The sequence below is a fragment of the Streptomyces sp. NPDC048255 genome, assembly GCF_040652415.1.
GTDB lineage: Bacteria > Actinomycetota > Actinomycetes > Streptomycetales > Streptomycetaceae > Streptomyces.
Window position 1 is genome coordinate 126,160 of sequence record NZ_JBEZMA010000001.1, and the last position, 18,452, is coordinate 144,611.

Annotated in this window: 17 protein-coding genes and 1 tRNA gene; 4 read left to right on the plus strand and 14 right to left on the minus strand. The window is 72.1% G+C overall.

The window, feature by feature from the left end; genetic code table 11:
- Positions 1-179: 179 nt before the first annotated feature.
- From AB0D94_RS00635 to AB0D94_RS00645, 3 genes are all read left to right on the plus strand, one after another.
- Positions 180-605, plus strand: a complete 426-nt coding sequence (locus tag AB0D94_RS00635) for an SSI family serine proteinase inhibitor (RefSeq protein ID WP_362043804.1) — start codon at positions 180-182, stop codon at positions 603-605.
- A 119-nt stretch (positions 606-724) separates the two neighbouring features.
- Complete coding sequence (locus tag AB0D94_RS00640; RefSeq protein ID WP_362043806.1) at positions 725-4,105, plus strand: PAS domain-containing protein; 3,381 nt, start codon at positions 725-727, stop codon at positions 4,103-4,105.
- A gap of 13 nt (positions 4,106-4,118) precedes the next feature.
- Positions 4,119-4,694: an antibiotic biosynthesis monooxygenase gene (locus AB0D94_RS00645; RefSeq protein WP_362043808.1), complete on the plus strand. Its 576-nt coding sequence runs from the start codon at positions 4,119-4,121 to the stop codon at positions 4,692-4,694.
- Positions 4,695-4,701: 7 nt separating this feature from the next.
- Here AB0D94_RS00645 and AB0D94_RS00650 read toward each other — a convergent pair whose 3' ends face one another.
- From AB0D94_RS00650 to AB0D94_RS00690, 9 genes are all read right to left on the minus strand, one after another.
- A complete protein-coding gene (locus AB0D94_RS00650) occupies positions 4,702-6,351 on the minus strand; it encodes a long-chain fatty acid--CoA ligase (protein ID WP_362043810.1) in 1,650 nt (549 codons plus the stop codon).
- A gap of 211 nt (positions 6,352-6,562) precedes the next feature.
- On the minus strand, positions 6,563-7,096 hold the full coding sequence (locus AB0D94_RS00655; protein ID WP_362043812.1) for a SigE family RNA polymerase sigma factor: 534 nt from the start codon (positions 7,094-7,096) through the stop codon (positions 6,563-6,565).
- Between the two features lie 158 nt (positions 7,097-7,254).
- A complete protein-coding gene (locus AB0D94_RS00660) occupies positions 7,255-8,421 on the minus strand; it encodes a lipid-transfer protein (protein WP_362043814.1) in 1,167 nt (388 codons plus the stop codon).
- Positions 8,418-8,807: a MaoC family dehydratase gene (locus AB0D94_RS00665; RefSeq protein ID WP_362044411.1), complete on the minus strand. Its 390-nt coding sequence runs from the start codon at positions 8,805-8,807 to the stop codon at positions 8,418-8,420. The genes AB0D94_RS00660 and AB0D94_RS00665 overlap by 4 nt, the downstream gene beginning before the upstream one ends.
- Positions 8,808-8,819: 12 nt before the next feature.
- Complete coding sequence (locus AB0D94_RS00670) at positions 8,820-9,869, minus strand: acyl-CoA dehydrogenase family protein (protein WP_362043816.1); 1,050 nt, start codon at positions 9,867-9,869, stop codon at positions 8,820-8,822.
- Positions 9,869-10,885 carry a bifunctional MaoC family dehydratase N-terminal/OB-fold nucleic acid binding domain-containing protein gene (locus tag AB0D94_RS00675; protein WP_362043818.1) on the minus strand — a complete coding sequence of 339 codons (1,017 nt, stop codon included), beginning with the start codon at positions 10,883-10,885 and terminating at the stop codon, positions 9,869-9,871. Before AB0D94_RS00675 ends, AB0D94_RS00670 begins: the two co-directional genes overlap by 1 nt.
- Positions 10,882-12,039 (minus strand): acyl-CoA dehydrogenase family protein, encoded by a 1,158-nt coding sequence (locus AB0D94_RS00680; RefSeq protein WP_362043820.1) that lies wholly within the window; start codon positions 12,037-12,039, stop codon positions 10,882-10,884. Before AB0D94_RS00680 ends, AB0D94_RS00675 begins: the two co-directional genes overlap by 4 nt.
- Positions 12,040-12,242: 203 nt before the next feature.
- Positions 12,243-12,554, minus strand: coding sequence for a hypothetical protein (locus tag AB0D94_RS00685; protein WP_362043822.1), 312 nt, complete (start codon positions 12,552-12,554; stop codon positions 12,243-12,245).
- Between the two features lie 603 nt (positions 12,555-13,157).
- A complete protein-coding gene (locus AB0D94_RS00690; RefSeq protein ID WP_362043824.1) occupies positions 13,158-13,550 on the minus strand; it encodes a DUF6344 domain-containing protein in 393 nt (130 codons plus the stop codon).
- A 294-nt stretch (positions 13,551-13,844) separates the two neighbouring features.
- Between AB0D94_RS00690 and AB0D94_RS00695 the strand changes: the two genes are divergently transcribed.
- Entirely contained in the window at positions 13,845-14,303 is a 459-nt protein-coding gene (locus AB0D94_RS00695; protein ID WP_362043826.1) for a hypothetical protein, read from the plus strand.
- A gap of 139 nt (positions 14,304-14,442) precedes the next feature.
- Here the strand turns inward: AB0D94_RS00695 and AB0D94_RS00700 are convergent.
- From AB0D94_RS00700 to AB0D94_RS00720, 5 genes are all read right to left on the minus strand, one after another.
- A tRNA-Ser gene (locus tag AB0D94_RS00700) sits at positions 14,443-14,532 on the minus strand.
- Positions 14,533-14,581: 49 nt separating this feature from the next.
- The gene (locus AB0D94_RS00705) at positions 14,582-15,529 is read right to left on the minus strand and encodes a peptidase (protein ID WP_362043828.1); all 948 of its coding nucleotides are present in this window, start codon (positions 15,527-15,529) and stop codon (positions 14,582-14,584) included.
- 285 nt (positions 15,530-15,814) lie between these two features.
- The gene (locus AB0D94_RS00710; RefSeq protein ID WP_362043830.1) at positions 15,815-16,867 is read right to left on the minus strand and encodes a putative sulfate exporter family transporter; all 1,053 of its coding nucleotides are present in this window, start codon (positions 16,865-16,867) and stop codon (positions 15,815-15,817) included.
- Positions 16,867-17,421, minus strand: a complete 555-nt coding sequence (locus AB0D94_RS00715; protein WP_362043832.1) for a cysteine dioxygenase family protein — start codon at positions 17,419-17,421, stop codon at positions 16,867-16,869. Before AB0D94_RS00715 ends, AB0D94_RS00710 begins: the two co-directional genes overlap by 1 nt.
- An 88-nt stretch (positions 17,422-17,509) precedes the next feature.
- Positions 17,510-18,415 carry a LysR family transcriptional regulator gene (locus AB0D94_RS00720; RefSeq protein ID WP_362043834.1) on the minus strand — a complete coding sequence of 302 codons (906 nt, stop codon included), beginning with the start codon at positions 18,413-18,415 and terminating at the stop codon, positions 17,510-17,512.
- Positions 18,416-18,452 lie beyond the last annotated feature (37 nt).

Consider the following 18,452-nt stretch of genomic DNA (forward strand, 5'->3'; position numbering starts at 1 on the left):
CCCCGCGTACGAGGGTGCGTGCAGATGATGACACAGGCGCGGGGCCGGTCACCAATCCGCTCCCACGGTACTAGGACGAGCGGGCCGAGGGCAAAGCCTTAATGCCCGCCCGGGACGCAACGTCGGCGGGCCCCCGTCGTTGGTCAGGCGTACGACGTACGGACGACCTGGAGTGCCTCATGCTGCGTCTCGCCGCCTTCGCCGTCACCTCAGCCCTGGCCGCCACGGCGGCCGGGCCACTGCCCCCGCTGCCCCTGGGCCGGCTGCTGGCCGCGCCCGACCGCCTCACCATCGCCATGGCCGACACCGGGAACCCCCGGCTGGACCGGGAGTACCGGCTCGAGTGCGACCCGGTGGGCGGCGATCACCCCTGGAAGGAGGAGTCCTGCGCACGGCTGGACCAGCTCGCCGGGGAGGGGAAGGACCCGTTCGCCCCCGTCTCCAAGCGGCAGATCTGCAACATGCAGCACGGGGGCCCGGCCACCGCCCGGATCACCGGAACCTGGCGCGGACAGAAGGTGGACGCCACCTTCCGGCGGACCAACGGATGCGAGATCAACCGCTGGGACGAGTTGGAACCTCTGCTTCCGCCTGGGCGTTCCTGACCTGGGAGGATGCGCGGCTTGGGCGGTATCCACCCCTCATCCGCCCTCCCGCCGCGGGGCTGTGGCCTTAGACTCCTCCCGTGACTTGCCGGTAGTTGTGGTCAGGGAGGAAGCTCGTCGTGAGCAGCAGGCCATCCCGAGGCGCTGCTCGCCTCGCAGCAATACTCGACGCTCTTCCGGACGCGCTGTTGCTCGTCAACGCCAACGGCACTGTCGTCAACGCGAATTCGATCGCCCTCGAGGTCATGGAGAGCCCGGGCACCGGGCTCGTCGGCCGCGGCGTGCTCGACCTCCTGCCCGAGTTCGACTCCAAGCTGATCCCCGGTTCGATGCGCCGGCCCGGCGAGGACGACGGCGGCCGGGCCAAGCCCACGCGGATGACCGCCCGCCGGACGGACGGCAGCGAGTTCCCCGTCGAGGTCACCAGCGCGCATCTCGACGGCCGCGACGCCTATCGCGAGCCTCAGCCCTCCTACACGGGTGACGAGCTGCTGATGCTCGTCGTACGGGACCTCTCGCAAACGGTGGACACCGAGGCCGAGCTGGCCCGCTCGCAGCGCCAGACCGAGATGATCCTGCGGGCCGCCGCCGAGGGCGTCGTCGGCACCGACACCGACGGACGGGTGGTGCTGGTCAATCCGGCCGCCGCCCAGATCCTCGGCTACCGCGCCACCGACCTCGGCAACCGCGAACTGCACGGGCTCGTCCAGCACTCGCGCGCCGACGGCTCGCCGTTCCCCTTCGAGGAGTCCCCGCTCGCCGACACCCTGCGCAGCGGACGCAAGCACCGCGTGCGCGGGCAGGTGCTGTGGAACAAGGCCGGCCAGCCGGTCGCCGTCGACCTGACCACCTCTCCCGTACGGGACGGGGAGCAGCTCGTCGGCGCCGTCATGACCTTCACCGACCGGCGGCCCTACGACGCCCTCGCGGCGCGCCACGCGCAGCTGCTGGCCGTCCTCGGCGAATCGCTGCGCGGGCCGCTGGAGGAGCTGCGCGGTGAGCTGGCCACGCTCGCCGCCGACGACGCGGGACAGCTGTGGCCCGAGGCCAACCAGCTGCTGCACCACCTGGCCGCCGGGTACTCCCGGATGACCACGCTGGTGGACAACGTGCTCGGCTTCCAGCGCCTGGACGCCGGCAGCGACCGGCTCAAGAAGAAGAAGGTCCTGATCAACGGCGTCGTCACCGCCGGTGTCGACGGCGCGGTCGAGCTGATCGGGCCGGGGCGCGCGCAGTTCGCCGTCCACGCCCCGACGATCGAGGCCGAGGTCGACGCTGACCGCATCTCCACCGCGCTCGCGCACCTGATCGCGGACGTCGCCGGGGTGGACGCCACCGGCAAGACCCGTCAGGGCAACGGCTACAGCGACTCCACGATCGTGGTGGCGGCCGCGCAGCGCGGTGACGTCGTACGGATCGAGGTGCGCGGGCCGTACGAGGGCGGCAACCCGGTGCACGAGCCGATCGTGCGGGGCATCGTGTCCGCGCACGGCGGCGTACTGCAGACCGTGGAGGTTCCGGGCGCGCCCGGCGGTGCGTACGTGCTGGAGCTGCCGCTGGGCGCGGGCGCCGGAACGGTGACGCTGCCGGAGCCGGCGGAGGAGCCCCGGGGCGGAGCCGGGGAGGCCGACGCGGCCCCCGCCGGGAAGGTCTCCGGCGGGCGGCGCGCGCGACGCGGGGTGGATGCCTTCCTGGACGACGAACCGCGGGTACCCGGAGGACCGGTGGCCGCGAAGGCGGCCGAGGGCGGAGGTGGCGCGCTGGCGCTGCCCTCCGGGCGGCGCCGGGCGGGCGAGGCGGGCCCCGGCCGGCAGGACGCGGACCCGGCGCCCGGGCTGGCCCAGTCGCCGGTGAACCCGGCGGGGCTCGGCACCGGTCGCCGCCGCGGTCGCGACGGCGACGGCAGCGGCGAGGGCGGCCAGGGCGGGGCCGGGCGGCCCGTGCCCCCGCAGGGCACCGCCATGCCCGCACTGCCGCCCGTACCCTCCGTGCCGCCGGTTCCGGTGACCGAGCATCCCGCCGGGCGGCGCCGGGCGCTGGGCCCGGCCGCTCCGGCGCAGCAGCCGGGCGCTCCGGTGCCGGCGCAGCCCGGCGGTCCCGTACCGGCGACCGGGCTCGGGCCGACGCCCGCGCCCGCCCAGGCCCCGGCGCGGCCCATCGCCCCCGAGGGCGGCTTCGCGCTGCCCGCGGGACCGACCCCGGCTCCGCAGGCGCCGCAGGCCCACGCCATGGCCGGACCGGCTCCGGCCCCCGCCGAGGCCGAGGCCGACTCCGAGAGCACCGGCGGACGCCGTGGGCGCCGGGTGCTGGGCGCGCCCGGGGCCGAGCCCGAGACCGAGGCCGCCGCCGCGCGGCCCGTCGCGGGCGCACCGGATCCCGCCGAGGCGGCGCACCCGACCGGGCGGCGCCGAGCACTGCCCGCCACTCCGGCGTGGCCGGTCCCGGCGGCCCGGACGGCTCCCGAGGACGACGAGACCTCCGGCCAGCTCGCGGTCCCCGGGGCCCGGCAGCCGCAGGACGCCCCGGCGGATGACCAGCCGGGGCAGCCGATCAGCGTGCGCGCCCTCGGCACCCTGGGCCAGGGCATCTCCGTGGACCCGGCCGGTTCGGGCTCCGGCCGCCGGCGCCGGCTCGCCGAGCCCGCGCCCCAGGGCAGGGCCTTCGCCATAGGAGCCCCCGAGGCGGGCTCCGACGAGGGTCCCGAGCCGCTGGACGGCCCTGGTGGCGCCGTCGAGGTGGTCAACAGGCCCGTACCGCGGCCCGTGGACGACGAACTCCCGCCCGAGCCCCTGGACAACCCGCGCCGGCTCCTGGTGTGGCCCGCGCCCGACGTGCAGACGCAGCAGGCGCTCAGCGACCGCGGCTACCGGCCGGTGATCGTGCACTCCCGCGAGGAGGTGGACGCGCAGATCGCCGCGTTCCCCGCCGCGCTGTTCGTGGACCCGCTGACCGGGCCGATCACCCGGACCGCCCTGCAGTCCCTGCGCCAGGCCGCGGTGGCCGCGGAGGTCCCCGTACTGGTCACGGCCGGGCTGGGGCACGCCACGCGCGAGGCGGCGTACGGGGCCGATCCGGCCGTCCTCCTCAAGGCGCTCGCGCCGCGCGACAGCGAGCAGCACCCTTCCCGGGTGCTGCTGATCGAGGAGCACGAAGAGATCGCCACCGCGCTGACCGCCGCGCTGGAACGGCGCGGTCTGCAGGTCGCGCGGGCCGGGGCCGACACCGACGCCGTGGAGCTGGCGACCCGGATGCGGCCCAACCTGGTGGTCATGGACCTGATGCAGGTGCGCCGCAGGCGGGCCGGGATCGTGGACTGGCTGCGCGCCAACGGGCAGCTGAACCGCACCCCGCTGGTCGTCTACACGACGGCCGGCATCGACCCGGCCGAACTGCCGCGGCTGGCCTCCGGCGAGAGCGTGCTCTTCCTCGCCGAGCGGGCCACGACCACGGACGTCCAGGGCCGCATCGTGGACCTGCTGGCCAAGATCGGCACCAACTAGTAATCCTGGGCCGATGGCCACCATCAACACGAGCGAGCAGACCGTCCCCGCCGACAACGGCGAGGTGAACCTGCTGATCGCCCGGCAGGTGGAGCCCGGGCACGAGGAGAACTTCGAGGCCTGGGCCCACGGCATCCTGGAAACGGCCGCGGGCTTCCCGGACCACCTCGGGTACGGGCTCTTCCGCCCGGCTTCGCAGGGCGAGCCGTGGTTCCTGGTCCACCGGTTCCGCAATCAGGCGGCGTTGCAGCGCTGGCAGGACTCCGCGGAGCGGGCGCAGTGGTTCTCGAACTGCCTCGGCCACCACCACACGGAGATAGCCCGCCGGGAACTGCACGGCATGGAGACCTGGTTCGCCAAGCCGGGTACGACCCGGCCCGCGCCGCCCCGGTGGAAGATGGCGATCAGCTCGGGACTGGCCATCTTCCCGATCTCGCTCGTCGGCAACGCGGTGCTCGGGCCGTACCTGGTGGATCTGCACTTCGTACTGCGGACGGCCGCCTTCGCCGTCGTCTTCAGCACCCTGATGACCTACGTGGCCATGCCCGCCGTCAGCAAGCTGCTGCGGCCATGGCTCACCAAGGGCTGAGACCGGGTCAGTCCAGCTTCGTGACGTCCAGGGCGCCGTCCGCGTACTGCTTGCGGATCACCTTCTTGTCGAACTTGCCGACGCTGGTCTTCGGCACCGCCTCGATGACCGTCCAGCGCTCCGGCAGCTGCCACTTGGCGATCGACTGGGCGAGGAACGCGCGCAGCCCCTCGTAGTCCACGGTCGCGCCCTCCTTGAGGACGACGGTGGCCAGCGGGCGTTCGCCCCACTTGTCGTCGGGAACGGCGACGACGGCCGCCTCGGCGACCTCGGGGTGCGCCATCAGCGCGTTCTCCAGTTCCTGGCTGGAGATCCACTCGCCGCCGGACTTGATGACGTCCTTGGCCCGGTCGGTCAGGGTGAGGTAGCCGTCGGGGCTGATGATGCCGACGTCGCCGGTCTTGAGCCAGCCGTCCGCGCTGAACTTGTCCTCGGGGCGGAGGGGTTCGCCGGACGCGCCGCCGTAGTAGGCGCCCGCTATCCACGGGCCGCGCACCTCCAGCTCACCCGCCGAAGCGCCGTCCCAGGGCAGGAAGCTGCCGCCGGGGCCGACCAGGCGGGCCTCGACGCCTGCCGGGAAGCGGCCCTGGGTGATCCGGTACGGCCACTCCTCCTCGGCGCCCAGACCGGCCGGGGGGTGCGCCATGGTGCCCAGCGGGGAGGTCTCGGTCATGCCCCAGGCGTGGCAGAGGCGGACGCCGAGCTTGTCGTAGGCCTCCATGAGGGAGGGGGGACAGGCCGCGCCGCCGATGGTGACCTGCTTCATCGAGGTCAGGTCGCGCGGGTTCGCGGTGACCTCGGCCAGCAGTCCCTGCCAGATGGTGGGGACGGCCGCGGCGTGCGAGGGCTTCTCCCGCTCGATCATCTCGGCGAGCGGGGCGGGCTGCAGGAACCGGTCCGGCATCAGCATGTTGATGCCGGTCATGAACGTGGCGTGCGGCAGGCCCCACGCGTTCACGTGGAACTGCGGGACCACGACGAGGCTGGTGTCCGCGGACGTCAGACCCATCGACTCGGCCATGTTGACCTGCATGGAGTGCAGGTAGATCGACCGGTGGGAGTAGACGACGCCCTTGGGGTCCCCGGTGGTGCCGGAGGTGTAGCACATCGCGGCTGCCTGGCGCTCGTCCAGATCCGGCCAGGCGAAGCTGTCGGGACGGCCGTCGAGGAGCTCCTCGTACTCGTGCACCCGCACGTCCAGGCCTTCGAGCGCCGAGCGGTCGCCGATGCCGGCGACGACGACGTGCTCGACGGTCGGCAGGTGCGGCAGCAGCGGCACGAGCAGGGGCAGCAGCGTGCCGTTGACCAGCACGACCCGGTCGGCGGCGTGGTTGACGATGAAGACCAGCTGCTCGGGGGGCAGACGCAGGTTGAGCGTGTGCAGGACAGCGCCCATGGAGGGGATCGCGAAGTATGCCTCGACATGCTCAGCGTTGTTCCACATGAGCGTTCCCACGCGGTCGCCCTGCTGGACGCCGAGCTCGTCGCGCAAGGCGTTGGCGAGGCGGGCGGCGCGGGTACCGATCTCGGCGAAGCTTCGACGATGCGGCTCAGCCTCCCCGGTCCAGGTCGTGACCTGGGACTTCCCGTGGATCGTCATCCCGTGCTGGAGTATGCGGGTGACGAGGAGTGGTACGTCCTGCATGGTGCTCAGCAAAGCGTCCTCCCGGTGAGCGCTGCGGCGCTGCGGCGGCTACGGATGCTGCCGATTCTGCGCACGTACCGGTCGGCATGTCACTACCCAGGAGTAGAAACCCGCCCGTGTTTCACGTGAAACATCCGACGTCGGCCCCGCGCCGACCGGTCCGGAACCGTGTTTCACGTGAAACGACGCTGTTTCACGTGAAACAGCGGACAACCCGATCGGCTCAGCGGACCGGGGTGAGTTCCGGGTCCTCGCGGAGCTTGCGGAGTGCGCGGGAGACGGCGCTCTTGACCGTGCCGACCGAGACGCCGAGCAGCTCGGCGGTCTGCACCTCGCTCAGGTCCTCGTAGTAGCGCAGGACGACCATGGCCCGCTGCCGGTCGGGCAGCCGGGTCACCGCACGCCACATCGCGTCGCGCAGCGCCTGCGCCTCCGCGGGGTCGGCGGCCGGCGGCTCCTCCGTCTCCGGGATCTCGTCACAGGAGAACTCGTCGACCTTGCGCTTGCGCCACTGGGAAGTGCGCGTGTTGACCAGGGTCCGCCGGACGTATCCGTCCAGGGCGCGATGGTCCTCGATCCGGTCCCAGGCGACGTAGGTCTTGGCGAGGGCGGTCTGGAGCAGGTCCTCGGCATCGCACGGGTTGGCGGTGAGCGAGCGCGCGGTGCGCATCAGGACCGTGCCGCGGGTCCGGACGTACGCCGAGAACGACGGGTACGGCGTCGGATTCGAGGCGAGCGTGCACACAGGCGGGGTCATGTGTCCACGCTAGGAGCGGACGCGGGGCCTGGGATCGCCCGCAAGTGCCGAAGCCGGATCCGTCTCAGGTTGTAGGGCCGGTGCGGGCCCCACCTCCTGTAGGTGGAGGAGGCGGGGCGCTCACCGGACCCGGCTCAGGCCGTGGAACGGCTGTGACCTCAGCCGTCGGCGCCGAGGACCAGGCCGGAGGTCGGTACCCCGGTACCAGCCGTGACCAGGGCGTGCGCAGCGCCGCCGACCTGGTTGACGGAGGTCCCGCGCAGCTGGCGGACGGCCTCGGCGATGCCGTTCATGCCGTGCAGGTACGCCTCACCGAGCTGGCCGCCGTGGGTGTTCAAGGGCAGCGCGTCGGCGGCCACGAAATCGGCGGCCTCGCCGGGCGCGCAGAAGCCGAACTCCTCCAGCTGCATGAGCACGAAGGGGGTGAAGTGGTCGTAGAGGATGCCGACGTCGATGTCCGAGGGCCGCAGCCCGCTGGTCCGCCACAGCTGGCGCGCGACCACGTTCATCTCCGGCAGCCCGGTGAGCCCGTCGCGGTAGAAGGAGGTCATGCCCTCCTGGCGGCGCCCCGCGCCCTGCGCGGCCGCGGTGATCACCACCGGTGCCCGGCGCAGGTCCCGGGCCCGCTCGGTGCTGGTGACGACCACGGCCTGGCCGCCGTCCGTCTCCTGGCAGCAGTCCAGCAGCCGCAACGGCTCGACGATCCAGCGCGAGGCGGCGTGGTCGGCGAGGGTGATGGGCTTGCCGTAGAAGTAGGCGGCGGGGTTGGTGGCGGCGTACCGGCGGTCGGTGACGGCGACGTGCCCGAACGCCTCCGGGGTGAGGTTGTAGGTGTGCAGGTAGCGCTGGGCGGCCATGGCCACCCAGGAAGCCGGGGTCAGCAGCCCCCAGGGCAGCGACCAGCCGAGGGCCGCCCCCTCCGCCGAGGGCTCGCGCTGCTGCACGCCGGAGCCGAAGCGGCGCCCGGACCGCTCGTTGAAGGCGCGGTAGCAGACCACGACCTCGGCCACCCCGGTGGCGACGGCAAGCGCCGCCTGCTGGACGGTGGCGCAGGCCGCGCCGCCGCCGTAGTGGATGCGGGAGAAGAAGGACAGGTCCCCGATGCCCGCCGCCTGGGCGACGGTGATCTCGGGGCTGGTGTCCATCGTGAAGGTGACCATGCCGTCGACGTCGGCGGGGCTGAGTCCGGCGTCGTCGAGAGCGGCGTGCACGGCCTCGACGGCGAGCTTCAGCTCACTGCGGCCCGAGTCCTTGGAGAACTCGGTCGCCCCGATACCGGCGATGGCGGCCCGGCCGCCGAGTTCGTCGCGGGTGCGGACGCTCATCCGGCCCTCCCCAGGGTGACGGTGACGGTGCCGGTCACGTGGTGGCCGAGGCCGTTGGTGCCGACGACGCGGATCTCGGCGGTGTCCCCTTCGAGGGCGGTGACGGTGCCGGTGAGGGTCATGGTGTCGCCCGGATAGTTGGGGGCGCCGAGGCGGATGGCCACCTTGCGCAGGACGGAGTGGGGGCCGAGGTGGTCGGTGATGTACCGGCCGACCAGGCCGTTCGTGGTCAGGATGTTCATGAAGACGTCCGGGGAGCCCTTCTCCCGGGCCAGTGACGCGTCGTGGTGCACGTCCTGGTAGTCGCGGGAGGCGATGGCGCCCGCGACGATCAGGGTCCGGGTGACCGGTATCTCCAGCGCGGGCAGTTCCTCGCCGACCCTCAGCAATTCCACGGCTCAGCCCTCCTGCGCCAGCACGGCGCCCAGTTCGGCCAGCAGCTCGCTGCCGCAGCCCAGGTAGGCGTCCAGCTGGCGCCCCCACAGGAAGTGCCGGTGAACGGGATGGTCCAGGTCGGCGCCCATCCCGCCGTGCAGGTGCTGCCCCGCGTGCACGACCCGCTTGCCCGCCTCGGAGGCCCACCAGGCCGCCGTCAGCGCGTGGTCGCGCGCCGGCAGGCCCTGGTCGATTCGCCAGGCCGCCTCGTACGCGGTGACCCGGATCGCCTCCGTGTCCATGTACGCGTCGGCGGCCCGGAGCATGACCCCCTGGTTGGTGGAGAGCGGACGGCCGAACTGCTCGCGCGTGGAGGTGTACTCGACCGCCCGGGCGAGCGAGCCCGCGCAGACGCCCGCCTGAAGTCCGGCGAAGGCGGTGCGGGCTGCGGCAAGCGTGTGCTCGTAGGGGCTCGCGTCGGCGCTCCCGCCGGAGTCCACGGCCCCGATGCGTTCGGCCTCGGCGCCGGTCAGCGTCAGGCGGGCCGCGGACCAGGGGGCGGTGGTCTCCACCGGGGAGGTCCGCACGCCGGGCGCGTCCACCCGTACGAGCCACAGCGCCCGGTCCGCGTCCGGGACCAGCACATGCGTGGCCTCGCGCAGCCAGGGCACGGCGGGGGCCGTCCCTGTGAGCCGGTTGCCCTCGGCCCTGAACCGCCCGCGGTCCGGGAAGGCACCGGTGGCCACCGCCTCGCCGCTGCCCAGGGCGGGCAGCAGGCGGGCGCGCTGCTCGGCGCTGCCGTGGGCGGCCACCGGGAGGACCCCGTACGCGCAGGTGGCGGCGTACGGCACCTGCGCGGTGGTGCGCCCCTGTTCCTCCAGCAGCAGGACCAGACCGAGCAGTCCGATGTCCTCGACGGCCGCGATCAGACCGGAGGCGGTCAGGGCCTTCCACAGCTCGGCGTCACTGCCGGTGCCGGCGGCGGCGAGGCGTTCATGGGTGGCGAGATCGCCGAAGATCCGGGCGGCGAGGCCGACGGCGGCGGCCTGCTCCTCGGTGGGGTGGAAGTCCATCAGCCCTCGCTCCCGCGGAAGACGGGGAGTTCGAGGTCGTCGTCGACGCGCAGGAACTCCAGGCGGACGGGCATGCCGATGCGCACCTTGTCGTAGGGGATGCCGGTGATGTTGCTGACCGTGCGGACGCCTTCCGCCAGCTCGACGAGCGCCACCGCGTAGGGCGGGTCGAAAGCAGGGAAGGGCGGGTGGTGCATGACGACGTAGCTGAACACCGTGCCCTCGCCGGAGGCCTCGACGGTGTCCCAGTCGGGGGAGGAGCAGGCGTTGCAGCCGGGGAGCCACGGGAAGCGGAGGGTGGCGCATGCGGTGCAGCGCTGGATCAGCAGCTTGTGGTCCTTCACCCCGTCCCAGAAACCCTGGTTGTCGCGGTTGATCACCGGGCGGGGGCGCTGGGCCTTGTTCTGCGCCGGCCTGGCGGGCCGGTCTCGGGGTGGGGCGGGGGCGTACTTGAGGATCCTGAAGCGGTGGGTACCGGCGAGGTCCCCGTTCGCGTGGACGTCCATGCGGGTCGTGACGAAGTGGCCGGTGCCCAGTTTGGTCGTCTTACGGGGTGACACGGACTCGATGAGGGCGTCGAAGGTGATCGCGTCACCGGGGCGCAGCGGGCGCAGGTACTCCTGCTCGCAGTCGGTGGCCACCACGGAGGTGAAGCCCGCGCCGTCGAGCAGGGCGAAGAGCTCGTCGTAGGCGGAGGAGCGGTCGGTGTGGCCGGAGAGCCCGCCCATCGTCCACGCCTGGAGCATGGTGGGCGGAGCGATGGCATCGGGTCCGGTGTACGCCGGGTTGGCATCGCCCATGGCCTCGCACCAGTGGCGGATCATCGGCTCGTTGACCGGGTCCTTGCCCCGGCCCGCGGTGGCGGCGGGCTGCCCCTCGAAGGCCTTGAGCAGCGTGTGGAACCGGGCCGCCTCCTCGGTCCCGTCGGGCCTCCGGGGCGCTTCCCGCGCCTCGTCCGGCTCCCGGGCCGCTTCCTGGGCCCCGTCCGGCTCCCGGGCCGCGGCGTCTGCCGTCATCGCTTCCTCCCCTTCATGCCGAGCCGCATCATGGCGACGATCTCCCGCTGGACCTCGCTGACCCCGCCGCCGAAGGTGTTGATCTGCGCGGCCCTGTTCATCCGCTCCAGCTCGCCGCCCTCGAAGGCGCCGGGCCCGGGACCCCGTATGAGCCCCTCCTCGCCCACCACCTCCTGGCACATCCGGTACACCTCGACGGTGGACTCGGTGCCGAGGAACTTCACGCCGCTCGCGTCGCCGGGAGCCAGGGTGCCGCCGCCCACGTCTTGAACGAGGCGCCAGTTGAGGAGGCGTACGGCGGCCAGTCGCGCGTACGCCTCGGCCAGCCGGGACTGCACCCACGGCCGGTCGGCGGGGCGGTCCCCGGTGTCCGGGTCGGGGGTCCGGGCGTGGGCGAGCGCGGTCTCGTAGAAGTCCTCGGCCTGCATGCCGATGGCGGCCAGGGCCACGCGTTCGTGGTTGAGCTGGTTGGTGATCAGGCTCCAGCCGCCGTGCTCGGGGCCGACCAGGCTGCCTGCTGGCACGCGGACGGAGTCGTAGTACGTCGCCGTGGTCGTGAGTCCGCCGACGGTCTGGATCGGTGTCCAGGCGAAGCCGGTGGCCGCGGTGGGCACCAGGATGATCGAGATGCCCTTGTGCTTGGGGGCGTCGGGGTCGGTGCGGCAGGCGAGCCAGATCCAGTCCGCGTTCTGCGCGTTGGAGGTGAAGATCTTCTGCCCGTCGATCACCCAGTCCCCGCCGTCGCGCACGGCGCGGGTGCGCAGCGAGGCGAGGTCGGTGCCCGCCTCGGGCTCCGAGTAGCCGATGGCGAAGACGAGGTCGCCCTGGAGGATCCGGGGCAGGAAGTACTCCTTCTGCTCCGGCGTCCCGTATTTCATCAGGGTCGGACCCACGGTGTTGAGGGTGACCATCGAGACGGGGGCGCCGGCCCGGTAGGCCTCGTCGAAGAAGACGAACTGCTCGTCGGGGCCGCGGCCTTGACCGCCGTACTCGACGGGCCAGCCGAGTCCGAGCAGTCCGTCGGCGCCGATGCGGCGCAGGAGTGCGCGCTGGCCGGACGGGTCCTCGGGCACTCCGTCCGGCAGCAGTTCCCGGAAGTACTCCCGCAGTTCGGCTCGGAGCCGCAACTGGCCTTCGGTCGGGGCGAGGTGCACGGCGCTGGCCTCCCGGCATCACATCATCGAGTGAACCTGACTGTCCGTCAGATTCACCCGTGGTGTCAAGGTCGGGTGGTGCCCGAGGAAGCAACGAGGAGCCCGAGCGGGGCGGGGCATGCGCGAGGGCGCCCGCGCTACCGGACCCCAGCCGGTCCGGTCGCACGGGCGCCCTCAAGAGTTCGAGCGGGCTTTGGCCGCGTCTACCACCAGGGGTGGAAGTTCACCGCCACCGTGGAGTTGGACTGGTCGATGGCCGTGAAGGCCGAGCCGTTGACCTGCGCGGTGTTGTTCTGGTTGGACGCGCCGGACCCCGTGGCTACCTGCTGCGAGGTGGAGGAGTTCCCGTGGTTGTTGCCGCCCACGCCGCTGCCGATGATGCTGGCGACGCTCGCATTCGATCCGTCGTTCGCGAAGGAGCCGTTGTCGGCCGATGCCACTCCCCCGAAGAGGGCGACGGCGAGGGGGAGCGCGGCGACGGCGGCGATGACGCGGGCGGTACGGATGCTTGCCATGTCTGAATCCTCCAGAAAACCGAAGTGGGACTTGCTCCAAGGCAGTTGGCCGACCGCCTCGGTCGTTGCGTGTGCTGACGACGTCGCGAGACCAGAGTTGCCCACCGAATCCCCGGCGAACCACCCCGGAGTCCCCGATTCCCCCGCAAGTATGACCAACATCGGATAAACCTGGTTCGCGCCCCCGAAGCCCCAGATCAGCACTCCTGCACCGGGCGAAACCCATGCCCCACAAGCGCTGAAGCGTTCCGCCAGCTCACCTCGCCCGGACATGCCAAAAAGGGCCGCGCCGTCCGGGAACCCACCGTCTCCCGGTCCTGCGGCCCTGCGATCCCAAGCTGTGCGCCCCCTGCGCGCCCCCGGCGCCCGCCGGGGCAGACCAACCGTGCCCCGCTCCGGGGCACCCCGCGGCGCGATCCGCGGTCACGACTGACCGGGCTCCAGCGCCTGCGTCTGATCCTGCTTCTGATCCTGCTTCTGCTGCTCGTTCTGTTCGTGCTGCTTGTAGTGCCGTAGTGCCGTACCACTGCTCGCGGTGCTTCACTGCGCGTGGTGCCGTACTCCTGCGCTGCCCGTCTGTGCCGCCGGCCAAGCCGTACGGGGCTACGCGGCGAGAGCCAGCACTTCCCGCGCGGCTCCGGCAGGGGCTCCGACGGCGGCCGCGGTGAGGTCCAGGTCAGCCGGTCCGGATCCGGCACCCATGGCTGCCGCGGTGGTCGAGCGACGGACGGACGGGGTCTTGCCGTGGGCCTCGGCGCGGATCCGCTGCTTGATGGTCGGCGGGAGCGAACCGCCGTGCATCATCGCCCGCCAGGTCTGCCGGGCCGTCACCGCCGTCCGGCGCGCACCGCCCTCCGCGGGAGCCGGAACAGCGGGAGCGGGGACGGAGCCGGCGGCGGGAGCGGTCTTGCCACCGAAGCCGAGGGAAGCGAAGAAAGCCACGAGAGCGGCGAGGACGGCGGTCCAGACGGAGGTGAGGGTCGTGCGCTGTGCCATGACGGGATGCCTCGTTTCGCGATGTTCCGACGGGCGGATCTGCATACATTCGTCATGATGTGGTCGCAACCGCACGACCCCGGCAACGCGCGCCGATCTTCCGACAAACACCACTCGGAAGGCCCAAAGCCCCCGTCACCGCCAACGTTGCGGTGTCCCCGGCGTGCTTGCCGTGCACGGCTCTGACCAGGTACTCAGGGCCGAGCAGGATGAGTAGGCGTACTCAGGTGGCGGTCCTCGGCAGCTTCGAGACTGGGCGCAGGTCGAACGAAGCGGAACGAAACGGGGATCGTCATGGTGCGGCGCTGGTCGAAGCCTGAGATGTGGGTGCCCGGTGGATACCTGGCCCTGGTGGTCGCGATGCTGGTCTACGTCGCGGTCGGCAGCCGGACCGGGGACATCGGGTTCTTCGGAGTCTGGCCGATCCTCGCCACCGCGCCGGTCAGCCTCCTGCTGCTGAGCACCTTCGGACCCGCCCCGGACGCCCTGGACGAGTCGGCCCCGGTCGCGGGGCCCGTCTACGAAGGCTCGCAGCCGCCTCCCGAGCCGCTGCCCACGGAGTTCATGCCGGAGTCCGCCCCGCGCCCCGCGGACTGGACCCCGGACACATCCATCGACACCAAGCTCGACATGGGGTCCGAATTCGGCTTCTACGGCGCGGTCCTGGTCAGCGCCCTGGTAAACGCCGCGGCGATCTGGGCCCTGCTCCGCTACGTGGCGCGGCTGCGCGACGCCAGGAGTGCGCAGGTCTAGCGCCATGGTCCTGGCCCACAGATGGCCCATACGCACTGGTCAACAGCGGGATACGGCTGCATCAAGGTGAGACAGGATGAGCAGAGAGGGCGGGCACCCTGATCGGGTGCCCGCCCTCTGACCTGCTACTTCTCTGACCTGGCGGTGGGTGTGGGATTTGAACCCACGGTGACATCGCTGCCACGACGGTTTTCAAGACCGTTCCCTTAGGCCGCTCGGGCAACCCACCTGGCCGGTACAGAGTACCGGGCGGTGGGGGGCCGTGGGCGGGCGTGGGGTCAGGAGGTCTGGGCCTTGTCGTAGGCCGCCTTCGCCTCGTTGCCGAAGTACGGGCCGTACATCCGGTTCGGCAGGAAGGTGTAGCCGAAGCTGTTCACCGAGACCTGGGTTCCGAGGCCGGTGGCCTCGTTGAAGTCCTGGAACCAGGGGCCGCCGCTGGAGCCGCCCGTCATGTTGCAGGACAGGCTGTGGTCCTTGGTCAGCAGGAAGTCCTTGCCGCTGTTGCCGCTGCAGTACACCAGCTTGCTGCCGTCGTAGGGCGCGGCCGCGGGGAAGCCGAAGGAGTACATCCTCTTGTTGTATCCGCCGTTGAAGAGGAGGCCCTGGGCGCCGACGGCCTGGGTGAGGGTCTGGCCGTTGAGCGGGGCCACGACGGCGAGGCCGACGTCCATGTTCATGTCCTCGCTCGCCGCCCACTGGTCGGTGGCGAAGGTCTTGGTGGCCGGCCACTGCCCGTACGGGGCGTTGCCGTTGTTGTACGCGGGGACGAACACCCAGTTGGTGTGCCAGGCGCCCTGGTACTTCACGCAGTGGCCGGCCGTCATGACCGTGCTGCCGTTGGCACTGGTGACCGAGTCGCCCGAGCAGGAGGCGGTCCGGCCGCCCATGGTGAAGAAGACCCGGCCCGAGGTCTTCACCACGGCACCGCCGCCCGTCCAGGCCCCGCCGGCCTGCGGAAAGGCGGTGGGGGAGGCGGCGGCCGTCGGCGGGATGCTGGTGGGGGCCGCCGCACCGGCAACCGGGGTACGGGCCGCTCCCGGGACCGCCGTGACGTCGAGCGGGGTGGCGGTGCGCATCCGCTCGGCGGTCCAGAAGCCCTGGGCGTGCTGCTGCCTGAACGAGGCGGGGGCGTCGGCGGCCGCCGAGGGGGAGGCCGCCGACAGCGCGCCCGCGATCAGTGCGCCGGCGCCCACGAGGACGGATACGGCCCTGCGATGACGATTCACGCATGACTCCTTCTGCCGTGCCCAGGCCTCGGTCGGTCCCGGGCAGGGTGGGGGTGAAGAGCTGTCGGTGCGGATCGGCTGTTCTGTACTTCGGCTGTTCTGTACTTCGGCGGCTCTGTGCATCGGCTGTGCTGTGCTTCGGCTGCTCTGTGCATCGGTTGCTCTGTGCATCGCCTGTTCGGCTCGCGGAGGCAGAGTGGCACGGCCGCGCGTCGATGTCAGCGGACAGCCGGAACGTTCGGTCGGTTCCGGCCAGGAATTGGCCAACTCCCTTCCCCCACCGCCTCATACGGTGAGCATCACGCCCGCGTACGAGACCCCGGCGACCACCACCCAGGCCCCGAGCCCCAGCACCGCGGCCCGCCCGCCGGTCCGGGCCAGCGTCGGCAGGTGCACCGCGCTCCCGAGCCCGAACAGGGCGGCCGCCAGCAGTGCCTCCTGAGCCGTGTGCGCCCACTCCAGCGCCACTTCGGGCAGCGCCCCGGTGGCCCGCAGCGCGGCCGCGGCCAGGAATCCGGCCACGAAGAGCGGCACCGGTGCGGGCCGGCGCCCCGAGGCGGTGCGCACCCCGCGCCGCCTTGCCCGTACCGCGAAGGCCACGGCGGCAACCAGCGGAGCCAGCAGCGCGACCCGCATCAGCTTGACCAGCACCGCTTCGCCGAGCGCGCCCGGGCCCGCGGTCTGCGCGGTTGCCACCACCTGGCCGACGTCGTGGACGCTCGCTCCCACCCAGCGCCCGAAGGCCGGGTCGGACAGCCCCAACGGGCCCTGGAGCAGGGGGAGTACCGCGATGGCCAGCGTCCCGCACAGGGTCACCAGCGCCACGGACGCGGCCACGTCCTCCTCGTCGCTGCCGGAGACCTCGCTCACCGCCCCGATCGCCGAAGCCCCGCAGATCGAGTACCCCGTGGCGATCAGCAGCGGCTGGTCCCCGGGCAGGCCGAGCCGGCGGCCCAGCCAGAGAGTGCCGTAGAAGGTGGCCGCGACCACCCCGGCCACCATGGCCACCGTCGCCCAGCCCAGCCGGAGCACCTGGTCCAGCCCCAGGCCGAGGCCCAGCAGTACGATGCCGATCCGCATCAGCCGCCGGCCCGCGAGGGACAGGCCCGGGCGCGCGGCTCCCCGGACGAGGGTCCGCAGGCCGGGAAGGTGTGCCACCGCGATGCCCATCACCACCGAGGCCGTCAGCATGGGCACGGCGGGAGCGATGCGGTGCACGCACCAGGCCACGAGAGCGCCCACGACCGCGAGTCCCAACCCGGGCCAGGATGAAGATGTTTCACGTGAAACACGAACCGCCCGTGCCGCTCGGGGGACAGGGCGGTTCAGCAGGGCCATCAGGCGGCCGGGAGGGCGTAGACCCGGCGGACACTGCTGCCCAGGCGGGCGACGTCGGCGCCGTAGACGTGGAGGGAAATCGCTGTCGTACGACAGGAATTGCGGACCTTGTGGATATCACCGGGCGGCGCGAACCCGCAGACGTCCCCGGGGCCGTTGACCACTTCCTCCGTCGCCACCAGCCGGGCACCGGACGCCGCCGTGGCCGGGGCCAGCCGGTAGCGGAGCTCGCTCTCCTCGCCCTCGTGCACCCCGGCCACGCACCACGAGACGTGGTCGTGGATGGCGGTCTCCTGTCCGGGCAGCCACACCAGGGCGACCACCGAGAAGCTGCCGTCCGGTTCGGTGTGGAGGATGTGCTGCCGGTAGCGGTCCGCGCATCCCTCGCGCTGTTCGGGTGTGAGCAGATCCGGCGTCCCCAGGTGCGGGGCCACGCGCTCGCCGACGAGGTAGGCCGTCAGATCGGGGGCCAGTCCCCGGTCGACGACGGTGCGTATCTCCCGGACGAGGCCGGCCATCCTCGTGGTGGTGCGGGCCGGTGTCGTGGTGGTCATACCGGCAGCGTCCTGCGGTCGTTCGAGCACGTCCAACGACAGTTCTGACCCGAAATCCCAAGCGGAGCTTATGGATCGACCGGAGCGATCAGCACCCGATCCGGTTCGAGGCCACCTGCTTCAGCGCGTCGAGGACCACGGACGTCGCCGGGATCCGCAGATGGTCCCGGTAGACGTAGGCGGCGATGTGGCGGCGCGCGGCGGGCTGGAGCGGGCGTCCGCAGACCCGGCTCAGCGAGAGCGAGGGCAGCACCAGCGCGGGCATCATCGCCACGCCCAGACCCTGCGCGACCAGGCTCTGCACCACCAGGTTGTCGTCGGTGGCGAAGCGTATGTCGGGGACGAAGCCCAGCTCCGCGCACTCGTGCAGCAGATTGGCCCGGCAGCGCGGGCAGCCCGCGATCCAGCGCTCCTCGGCCAGGTCCGCCAGGTGCACGGCCCGGCGCCGGGCCAGCGGATGGCCGGTCGGCAGGAGCACCGTCAGCTGGTCCTCCAGCAGCCTGACCTCGGCGACCTCCTCGGGGATCTCCTCGTGCAGCCCGGGATAGGTGAAGGCCAGGGTGATGTCGCAGTCGCCTCGCTCCAGCCTGCGCAGCGATTCGGGAGGCTCCCCCTCCAGCAGCTCGACCTGGATCCCCGGATGCTCCTTGGCCAGACCGCTCAGCGCCTCGGGCACGAGGGTGACGTTGGCGCTGGGAAAGCCGCACAGCCGGACCCTCCCGGTGCGCAGGCGCGCATAGGCCTTCAGCTGGGCCTCGGCGGCGGAGAGGCTGCCAAGGATCGTCTCGGCGTGCCGGGAGAGGGACTCCCCGGCCTCGGTGAGCTGCATCTTGCGGCCGATGCGGGTGAACAACGGGGTCCCGACGGCACGTTCGAGTGCCTTCATCTGCTGGGTGATCGCGGGCTGGGTGTACCCGAGGACGCGGGCGGCCGCCGAATAGGACCCCGAGGCCACGACCGCGTGGAACGTCCGTATGTGCCGGGAATCGAACACTAGAGAAGCATAAGCGGACGTTGGGAGGGGCCGTAGG